The 10586-nt window shown below is 61.9% G+C and carries 3 protein-coding genes and 2 rRNA genes; all 5 read right to left on the reverse strand.

Translation table 11 applies throughout. The features are described from left to right. Positions 1 to 12 precede the first annotated feature (12 nt). Positions 13 to 2118, reverse strand: coding sequence for an exodeoxyribonuclease V subunit alpha (recD, locus tag F6S08_RS26690; protein WP_315872557.1), 2106 nt, complete (start codon positions 2116 to 2118; stop codon positions 13 to 15). After that, entirely contained in the window at positions 2115 to 5789 is a 3675-nt protein-coding gene (gene recB, locus F6S08_RS26695; RefSeq protein WP_315872558.1) for an exodeoxyribonuclease V subunit beta, read from the reverse strand. Before recB ends, recD begins: the two co-directional genes overlap by 4 nt. Next, positions 5786 to 9235 carry an exodeoxyribonuclease V subunit gamma gene (recC, locus tag F6S08_RS26700; RefSeq protein ID WP_315872559.1) on the reverse strand — a complete coding sequence of 1150 codons (3450 nt, stop codon included), beginning with the start codon at positions 9233 to 9235 and terminating at the stop codon, positions 5786 to 5788. The genes recB and recC overlap by 4 nt, the downstream gene beginning before the upstream one ends. Before the next feature lie 136 nt (positions 9236 to 9371). Further along, positions 9372 to 9487 (reverse strand): 5S ribosomal RNA (rrf, locus tag F6S08_RS26705). A gap of 152 nt (positions 9488 to 9639) precedes the next feature. Beyond that, positions 9640 to 10586 (reverse strand): 23S ribosomal RNA (locus F6S08_RS26710); the annotation flags it as partial.

Genomic DNA, 10586 nt, shown 5'->3' on the forward strand with positions numbered 1-10586 from the left:
GCAGCGATACTCTCAGGTGTTTTCGGGGTGATGCCGCAACGATAGCACAGCATCAGATAGTTCTGACTCCTGACCCAACGCCAGCATCAACCCACTCAAGCGTTTGACCTTGCGTCGCACGGCCTCTTCAAACACCCCGCCCCGGGGTTCGATCAGGCTGAACCAGCGCTTGGCGCGGGTGATGCCGGTGTAGATCAACTCTTTGGTGAGCACCGGGTTCAGCGCGTCCGGCAGGATCAGCGCGGTGTGGGTGAACTCCGAGCCCTGGGATTTGTGCACGGTCATGGCGTACACGGTTTCCACATCATTGAGACGGCTGGGCAGGACAAAGCGCACGCCACCCTGGCCATCGTTACGTGGGAAAGCCACCCGCAGCACCTGGGGGCCGCCGTCGCTTTCAGGCAGTTTGAGGGCAATGCCGATATCGCCGTTCATCAAGCCCAGGCCGTAATCGTTGCGGGTCATCAGCACCGGGCGGCCTTCGTACCATTGCTCGTCCCCCTCGATCAGCCGCACTTTGCGCAAGGCGGCCGTGATGCGTAGGTTCAGTCCCTCCACCCCCCAAGGGCCCTTGCGCACGGCGCAGAGCAGTTGGAACGCATCGAAGGCTTGCAGCAGTTGCTGGGCCCAGTGGGTCCAGGCGAGGTCATCGCGCGGGGTGTCGACGGCGGGGCGTGCGCTGTGCAGCAGGTTGAGGTAATAGCGATAACCCTGGGCGCCGTCGCCCTGCCCGTCCAGCACCAGGCGCTCCAGGGCGTGGTCGTGCTCGCCTTTGAGGCTTACGCAGAACAAGTCGCTGTGGCTGCGCGCGGCCAGCAGCTTGCGGGCCTCTTCGGCGTTTTGCTGGTTGATCCAGCGCGCCAGTTGGCCGATGCCGCTGCCTTCGCCGAAACGCCGTGAGTAGCGCAACATCACCACTTGCTGGGCCAAGGGATGGCTGCCATCGAGGTCTTCGTGCAGGCCACTGGCGCTGAGGTCTTCGCCGCTGACGGTTTGCAGCCATTGGCGGGTGTGGGGGCTGTACCAACCAGCTTCGGCGTCGCGGCACAAATCACCGAGTACGGCGCCGGCCTCTACCGAGGCAAGCTGGTCCTTGTCGCCCAACAACACCAGGCGAGCATGGGGCGGTAACGCATCCAGCAGGTTAGCCATCATTTCCAGGTCGATCATCGAGGCTTCGTCCACCACCAGCACATCCAGGGGCAGCGGGTTGCCAAGGTGATGGCGGAAGTGCCGAGTGCCCGGGCGACTGCCCAGCAAGCGGTGGACCGTGGTGACCTGGGTCGGGATCTTTTCCTTCACGCTTTGCGCCACTGTCAGCGACAGCACTTGCTGGCTGATGGATTCGGTCAAACGCGCGGCGGCCTTACCGGTCGGCGCGGCCAAGCGGATACGCAGCGGGCTGCCGGACTCAACGGCCGGCGCCTGCAACAGCGCGAGCAGGCGCACCACGGTGGTGGTCTTGCCGGTGCCGGGGCCGCCGGTGACGATGCTGAATGCACCGCGGGTGGCCAGGGCGCAGGCGAGTTTTTGCCAGTCGATCACGCCATCGGGCGCCGGCTGGTCAAACAAGCCATTCAAGCGCTGGGGCAAATCGGCGGCGACGTTTTCCTGGGTGGCGAGACGCAGGCGCAAGGCGCTGTCGATACGTCGTTCGTAAGTCCAGTAGCGGCGCAGGTACAGGCGTTTGCCCGACAGTACCAGGGGACGACTGTGTGCCGATTCGCTGCCGTCCACCGCCAGGGCGACCAACGGGCTGGCGGCCAGTGCATGGCACCAGTGGGCGCCGTCGAGGCCGTCGAGCAATTGCGACGGCAGCAGCATGGCGCCGCTTTGCAGGTCGCCTTCGGGCGGCAGGGACAGGGCAAAATCCGGCGCGTTGAGGGTTTCGAACAGGTCCAGGCACACATGGCCGTGGCCGAGTTGATGGCTGGTCAGCGCCGCCGCCAGGAGGACCAAGGGGTCGGCGTGTGGATCGAGCTCGTGCAGGAAGCCCACGAACGCCTTGTCCAACGCCCGCAGCCACCCCCTGTCAACCCAACGCTCCAGCAGGTGCACCAGGTCGGCGGCGCGGCTCAAGGGCGCTAACGCCTCAAGCGGTAACGGCGACAGGCTCATAACAACACTCCTTGTTCCCAGGCAGGCTCAGCCTTGGGCGGGATGGGCTTGCCCTGGAACAGCAGGTCCAGGCTTTCGATCAGTTCCCGTGGCGGCCGGGTGAAAAACGCCCCTCGGCTGACGGCCTGAGTGCCGCGCAGGAACAGGTACAGCGCGCCACCCACATGACGGTCGTAGTCGTAGTCCGGCAGGCGCGCCTTGAGTTGACGATGCAGCGCGAGCAGGTAAAGCACGTATTGCAGGTCGTAGCGGTGCTCGAGGATCGACTGTTCCATGGTGTCCTGGGTGTAGGCCGAATCGTCAGGGCCGAGCCAGTTGGATTTGTAGTCGGCCACGTAGTAACGGCCGTCATGTTCGAAGGTGAGGTCGATAAAACCCTTGAACATGCCGTTGAGCAGCACCGGTTCGGCGGCGACGCGGGACACACCGTTGTGGGTGTACTGGCACACCAGCTTGTCGAGGGCGAGCACGTCGACTTTATGGCTGGCGAACCAGAACTCCATTTCGATCTGGTAGTGCTGCAGGTCGCTCAGGGCGACCTGGTCGTTATCCACCGGCAGCGGCGTGTGCAGCAGATGGCCCAGCCAATCGCTGAGGGTGACGATCCAGCCTTCCCAGTTGCGGCGATTGCAGCGCGCGCCTACGGCGTGTTCGATGGCTTGCGAGGTCACGTTGAAGCCTTCTTCCCCGGCCCACTCCAGCAGGCCGTGAAGGAAGGTGCCGGGGTTCGGACCGCGTGGGAAACGGTGAATGTCTGCGCCGGACGCCGCCACTTCACGCGGTGCATCGGGATCGAGACGTTCGTCATCGAAAAGCTTTTGCGCCTGTGGGCTTTCGGGCGCTTCAAGGTGGGCGACGCTCATGCTGTCGCCAATGCGCAAGGCACTGTAGGACGCGATCCACCAGTTCTCGGCGGCCTTGCGCTTGGGTAACAAGGGCGCGAGCAAGTGGGCGGTGTTGCGCGGCGGGTGGAACAGGATGTCCTGGGCGTCGGGCACAGGGGCGTAGTGGATGGCCGGGCAGCCGTCCTGCAGATCCAGCAGCCAACGCGCGAGGCCGGCAGACTCACTCAACGACGCACCGGCGCCGAGCAAGTAACCCAGCGCCGACAGGTGCAGTACCGAGCTGCTGCTGTTGCCACGTTTGAGGTCGGCAACGCCGAGCCAGCAGGCATGTTTGGCGCGGGTCAGGGCCACGTAGAACAAACGCAGGTCTTCGGCCAGGCGCTCATCGTCGGCCTGGGCGATCAACTCGGCGGTCGGGCGCAGGCTGACGTGGGATTTGCCGTGTTCATCGTGGTAATGCAGCGGCAGGCGACTGCCGTCGACCGGCTTGGCCGAGCAGATGAAAGGCAGGAAGACCAGGTCGTACTCCAGGCCCTTGGATTTGTGAATGGTCACCACCTTGACCAGTTGCTCGTCACTTTCCAGGCGCAGGATTTGCTCTTCGCCGGCCTGGCCGGACAACGCCAGGTGCTCGGCCAGGTGGCGGATCAACGCCTGTTCGCCGTCCAGTTCCGACGCGGCTTGTTGCAACAACTCGCTGAGGTGCAACAGGTTGGTCAGCACACGTTCGCCGTCGCTGCGGGCGATCAGGGTTTGCGGCAGTTTGAAGTCGTGCAGCAGGCGACGCAGCATCGGCAACACGCCTTGGGTGCGCCAGATCGTGCGGTAGCCTCGGAACTGCATCACGCGGCTTTCCCACGCCAGTTCGTCCTGGTTCAGACGCTCCAGTTCCGGCAGTGACAGGTTCAAGGTGACGCAAGCCAGGGCGGCCCGCAGCGGCCGCTCGACGTCCGGCTCGGCACAGGCCTTGAGCCAGGCGAGCAGGTCGTGGGCTTCCTGGGCGGCGAAGACAGAGTCCTTGTCGGACAGGTACACGCTGCGCACGCCACGGGCGGCCAACTCGGCGCGCACGGCCTGGGCTTCCTTGCCGTCGCGCACGAGGATGGCGATGTCCGACGGCAGTACGCCTTGGAAGCTGTCGTCCGGCTGCAGGAAACCGGCCGTACCTTGCTGCCCGCCGTTGAGCAATTCGACAATCCGGGTGGCGCAGGCACCGGCCAGTTGTTGGCGGTACACCGCGTTGGAAACCGGCTGGTCGGTGGGCAGGTGCCACAGGTTCATTGCCGGCAACGTTTGGCCGTCTACCTGCAGCTTTTCCTTGCGGCCTTGGGATAGCACCGGGTGGAACGGCACCGGGTTGTCGCCATTCGACTCCCGGAACAGGAACGCGCCGCGGCCGGTTTCCGCCCGCTGGAACACGTGGTTCACTGCCTCGACCATCGCATGGCTGGAACGGAAGTTGGTGCCCAGGGTGTGATGACGGCCGAGCGTGGATTTGCGCGCACGCAGATAGGTGTAGATATCGGCGCCGCGGAAGGCGTAGATGGCTTGCTTGGGGTCGCCAATCAGGAACAGGCCGCTGTCGAGGTGGTTCTCTTCGATACGGTAGATGCTGTCGAAGATGCTGTACTGCACTGGGTCGGTGTCCTGGAACTCGTCGATCAGGGCCACCGGGAACTGCTCGCGGATCACACTGGCCAGACGCTCGCCGCCATCGGCTCGCAGGGCAGCGTTGAGGCGGATCAGCATGTCGTCAAAGCCCATTTCGGCACGACGGCGTTTTTCCTCTTCAAAGCGGTTGCCCACCCAAACGGCAGCGTGTTGCAACACCGCCGCGTCGGGGGTTGGCAGCGCGTCGAGGGCGGCCTTGAGGCCGGCCATGGCGTCGATGCCGGGGTGTTGCGGCGGGTCGCCCTTCCAGGCTTCGGCCATGCCGTCGGGGGTGAGGCGAGTGAAGCCGGTGCCGATGTCCAGTTGCTCGAGGGTTTCGTCAGCGGCCCAGGCGCTGATCTTTTCGAACCAGGGCTCGAAGTAACGCGCTTGCATCTTGCGGCCGTCGACGGCTTTGGCGGCTACGGCTTGCAGACAGATATCGCGTAGCTCGGCGGCCCATTGTTGCCAGGGAGCCTTGATGTTTATCAACGCTTCACGGCGTTCTTGCAGGCAAGCGTTGATCAACTCGGCGGGTTCGCGGGTTTCATCCGTCGGCCGTTCGCTGCCGAACAGTGCGCGCACGCGTGGCATCAACGCGGCCGGGCCGCCCCAGTTGTTGCGTACCCAGTTGAGTACGTCGTCGTGCATCGGGTAGCAGAACAGTCGCCAATAATCGCGCAGCACTTCGCCGAGCAGGTCACTGTGGTCGGTTTCCAGGGTCTGGGTGAACAGGCTGCCGCTGTCGAACGCGTGTTCGCGCAGCATGCGCTGGCACCAACTGTGAATCGTGGAAACCGCCGCTTCATCCATCCACTGGGCGGCGATGTCCAGGCGGTTGGCACAGGCGGGCCATTGCTCGGGGAGGTATTGCGCACGCAGGTCGGCGATCAGCGCGTCGGGCTGTTCAATCTCTTCGCGGAAGAAACGTGCAGCTTCGGCCAAACGAATGCGGATGCGTTCGCGCAGCTCTTTGGTGGCGGCATCGGTAAAGGTCACCACGAGGATTTGCGGCGGCAGCAGTTCACGGCCAAAACCGGACTCACCGTCACCGTGGCCAAGGACCAGACGCAGGTACAAGGCGGAGATGGTGAAGGTTTTGCCGGTGCCGGCGCTGGCTTCAATCAGCTGGCTGCCATTCAACGGGAAGGCCAGGGCCAAGGGTTTGCTGCTCATGGGCCGGCCTCCTCGCCTGTGAGTGATCGCCATGGGGCGTTGATGAGCGGTCGATACAAGGTTTCGCACCAGCCTTCGAACTCTTCGCTGGCGACCAGGGCGGCGTAATCGGGGAACTGTCGGGTGAGCGCCGGGGTTTCGCGACGCTCGCCGTCGGTGGTCAGGCCGTCACCTTCATAGGCTTTGCTCGCGGAGGCGTGGGCTTTGACCGGATCGGTTTGGCTGAGCCAGGCGAAGGCAGTCTTGACGGCTACCGGGAGCGGCTCTCTCATGCCGCTGTGCCAGGCCAACAGCAGGTTGCCGAGGATTTCCCGGGCGATGGGCTTATCCAGCGGGGCCAGTAGCAACGTATCGTCGCTGGCCACCAACCCCGTGCTCAACGACAGACCGCAGGCACAGGCCACCACATGATTGACCCAAGGACGAATCAGACGATGCCATTTGCGTGTTTTGATCGAGCCGATGCTATTGGGGATGGTGGTGACACTCAGCAATCCGCCATCACTGCGTCGATGCAGGCCGCTGATCCAGCCTTCCAGCGCTATACCTTGATGCTCGAAACTGATCGGTTCTGCAGCGGTGTGTGGCGTTGGCCAGAGCGCCAGCAACTGCTGGTAGCGTTGCAACAAGTCGGGCAGGGGCTCAATGAGTTCGTTGCGCAGGCACTCGCCGAAACCAACCATCGGCAACAGGCCACTGCCTTGCAGCCGCAGAGCCTGGGCGTTGAGGGCCTGGTCGAGGTGCTCGGGCTGGGACAGCGCAGCGTTCAACAGGCTGTCGCTCAGGCTGTAGCGTTGCAGCGCGTCAAGCACGAAGGGTTCTTCATCGGCCAAGGGTACTTCGGCGGCTTCGAAGAACACTTTCAGACGCTGGCTGAAGAAGTGTTTGACCGGATTGCGTAGGAAATCCTGTAACTGGCCGAGGCTCAGGGGCTCCTCCTGTTGGTGCTGCGCCAGTTGGTCTTCCTGTGTAACGGCATCCGGGGCGGCGTGGAGTAACTGCCATTCGCGGGCGTAGCTGAACAGCGGATCACCTTCGTGGAAGTAACGGGCGCTGAAGGGTTGGAGCGGGTGTTCCTGGGTCATCGCGTCCAGTAGCGGTGTTTCTTGTGCGTTGTGCCAGCCACTGGCGATATGGTCACGCAGTTGGCCGATGAGTACAGAGGCGGGGCGCTCGCTGTTATCGCGGATGCTACGGCCGACCCAGCTGATATAGAGCTGGTCGCGGGCGGACAGCAGGGCTTCGAGCAGCAGGTAACGGTCGTCTTCGCGGCGCGAACGGTCGCCGGGCCGGTAGTCGCTGCCCATCAGGTCGAAATCCAGCGGTGGTTGGGCGCGTGGGTAGTCGCCATCGTTCATGCCGAGCAGGCAGACGAGTTTGAAGGGGATGGCGCGCATGGGCATCAGGGTGCAAAAATTGACAGCTCCGGCGAGGAAGCGCTGGGACAGACGGCCTTGATCCAGGCCGGCCAGCCAGGCTTCGCGGACTACGGTAAGCGGTAACTCATCCTGCAGGCCAACGGACTCGCAGGTTTCCAACCAGGTTTCCCTGAGTTGCTCAAGCTGACCCAACAGGTAGTCGTCGTGCTCGCTGCTGGGTAGGAAGAAGAGTTGCATCAGGCGTTGCAGACGCTCGCCCCATTCGTGGGGTGCTGCGGGTTGTGACAGCGCTTGATGGGCATCGCTGAGCGCATCAAGCAAAGCGACCAGTGGGCCGATCAAGGCCGCATCAAGCCCGCCGATTTCGTCGTAGGGCTCAATGCCTTCGCAGGCTGCACCGGTGCCGACGGCGTAGCCTAGAAGCATACGGCGAAGGCCAAATCGCCAACTGTTTTGTTCCAGCTTACTCGGCAGACCGAGACCCGCGCGTTGCTCGGCGTTGAGCCCCCAACGGATGCCAGCGCCTTCGATCCAGCGGTGCAGTGTGGGCAGATCGCGCTCCTTGATGGCGAAGCGTTCGCGCAAGGCCGGGACATCCAACAGGTCGAGAATCTCGCTGACGGGGAAGCGGCTGTCGGGGAGTTTGAGCAGGTGTTCAACGGCGATCAGCAGGGGATCGCGGCCGCGCTGACCTTGATCGGTCAGGGTGAAGGGGATGAAGCGGGGATCGATTCTGTCCAGTTGACCGAATACCGCGCGGATATGCGGCGCATAGCTGTCGACGTCGGGGACCATGACGATGATGTCCCTTGGGCGAAGCGTGGGGTCGGCGCTGAAGCGTTGGAGCAATTGGTCGTGGAGAATCTCCACTTCGCGTTGGGCGCTGTGGGCAATGTGGAAGCGGATGGATGTATCACGCTCCAGATCGACAGCCGGCCATTGTTCCCGAGTCTCATTGAGCGGGCGCAGTTCGAGGATATCGTCCTGAAGCTGGTTGAGCAGTGTGGTGGGCTCGCTGTCGCTGAACAGGTCGATTCGACCATCGCGAAAAGCGGCGCGGTAGCTGTTGGGATCGTCGTAACTGTCCAGCAGGCTGATGTAATCACGACCTTGTTTGCCCCAGGCGGCCAACAGCGGATGAGCATGTTGGTGCAGGGTTTGTGGGTCGATGGTAACGGGCATGCCGGCTTTGCGCGCCTGGCGCTTGTATTCGTTACGCAGCAGGTCTTTGTCGGCCACGATGTCGGACCAATGGTGGCGACACGGGTTGTGCACGCACAGCAGGACTTGGCTGAAACGGGCCAGGCCGGCCAGCGCCTCCAGCGCTTGGGCGGGCAAGGAAGAAATCCCGAAGACAATCACCCGGGAAGGCAGCCCCTTCGGCGCTTGCTCAAGCGCATTGATACGTTCGATAAAGCGCTGGTGCACGCCGGCGCGGCTTTCGGCCATGCCCTCTTCACCGACGTCCAACAGCAGCGCGCGCCATAACTCGGCTTGCCAGCAGTTGGCCGGGCTGAGTGGCTTTGATTCGCCTCGACCGTTACGCAATTGATGACGGCCAGCGGCCCAGTCTTCCAGCCAGTCAGCGCGGTAGACCTGGTATTGGTCGAACAGGTCAGCCAGTCGTTCCGCCAGTTGGTAGCGTTTGCGCAGGTCGGAGTCGTGGGTCAAGAAGCGTTGCAACGGCTCGAAGTGCTGTTGATCGATGAGTTCCGGGAGCAGGCGCATCAGGCGCCAAGTGAGCGGGGCTTTATCGAGCAGGGATTTTGGAGGGATTTCGTCACGTCCCAGGACCATGCGATAGAGCTGCCACATGAAGCTGCCGGGGAGCTGTACATCGATGGCGGCGGCAATTCCGCAGCCTCCCATATCGTCGTCTTCCGGGTCTTCAGCCAAGGCCAGTTTGAGCCACTGGGCAATGCCGTTGCTTTGTACCAGGGCGATTTCGTTTTCCAGGGGCGCCAGGGGATAACGGCGCATCCAACTCACCACCAGGCTGCGCAGTTCGTCCAAGCGGTTGCCGTGAACCACCATGAATCCAGCGCTGAGGGACGTCGCATCCGGCATAACGGCTTCCTTGGGAAAAGCAAAATCGAGGGCATGGACTTTAGCATTGAAGCCCCTCCCGAGGCGCCTCTTCGCACTTTTCGACCGCCCAAAACAAAACCCCATCTGCTTTCGCAAATGGGGTTTCGGAATTTAATCTTGACGATGACCTACTCTCACATGGGGAAACCCCACACTACCATCGGCGATGCATCGTTTCACTGCTGAGTTCGGGATGGGATCAGGTGGTTCCAATGCTCTATGGTCGTCAAGAAATTCGGGTACTGAGTCGTGGCCGGCTGGCCTCGCTTCAGCAAATTGGGTATGTGACAGCTGTCGGTGTTTTGTAAGATCTCGAACTTTCGGTTCATTGCGTCTTCACACACCGCAATCTGGCCTTTCGACGCAAATTGCTTGGGTGTTATATGGTCAAGCCTCACGGGCAATTAGTATTGGTTAGCTCAACGCCTCACAGCGCTTACACACCCAACCTATCAACGTCGTAGTCTTCGACGGCCCTTCAGGGGACTCAAGGTCCCAGTGAGATCTCATCTTGAGGCTAGTTTCCCGCTTAGATGCTTTCAGCGGTTATCTATTCCGAACATAGCTACCCGGCAATGCCACTGGCGTGACAACCGGAACACCAGAGGTTCGTCCACTCCGGTCCTCTCGTACTAGGAGCAGCCCCTCTCAAATCTCAAACGTCCACGGCAGATAGGGACCGAACTGTCTCACGACGTTCTAAACCCAGCTCGCGTACCACTTTAAATGGCGAACAGCCATACCCTTGGGACCGGCTTCAGCCCCAGGATGTGATGAGCCGACATCGAGGTGCCAAACACCGCCGTCGATATGAACTCTTGGGCGGTATCAGCCTGTTATCCCCGGAGTACCTTTTATCCGTTGAGCGATGGCCCTTCCATACAGAACCACCGGATCACTAAGACCTACTTTCGTACCTGCTCGACGTGTCTGTCTCGCAGTCAAGCGCGCTTTTGCCTTTATACTCTACGACCGATTTCCGACCGGTCTGAGCGCACCTTCGTACTCCTCCGTTACTCTTTAGGAGGAGACCGCCCCAGTCAAACTACCCACCATACACTGTCCTCGATCCGGATAACGGACCTGAGTTAGAACCTCAAAGTTGCCAGGGTGGTATTTCAAGGTTGGCTCCACGCAGACTGGCGTCCACGCTTCAAAGCCTCCCACCTATCCTACACAAGCAAATTCAAAGTCCAGTGCAAAGCTATAGTAAAGGTTCACGGGGTCTTTCCGTCTAGCCGCGGATACACTGCATCTTCACAGCGATTTCAATTTCACTGAGTCTCGGGTGGAGACAGCGCCGCCATCGTTACGCCATTCGTGCAGGTCG

Source organism: Pseudomonas sp. JV449 (genome assembly GCF_032424295.1).
Lineage (GTDB): Bacteria > Pseudomonadota > Gammaproteobacteria > Pseudomonadales > Pseudomonadaceae > Aquipseudomonas > Aquipseudomonas marginalis.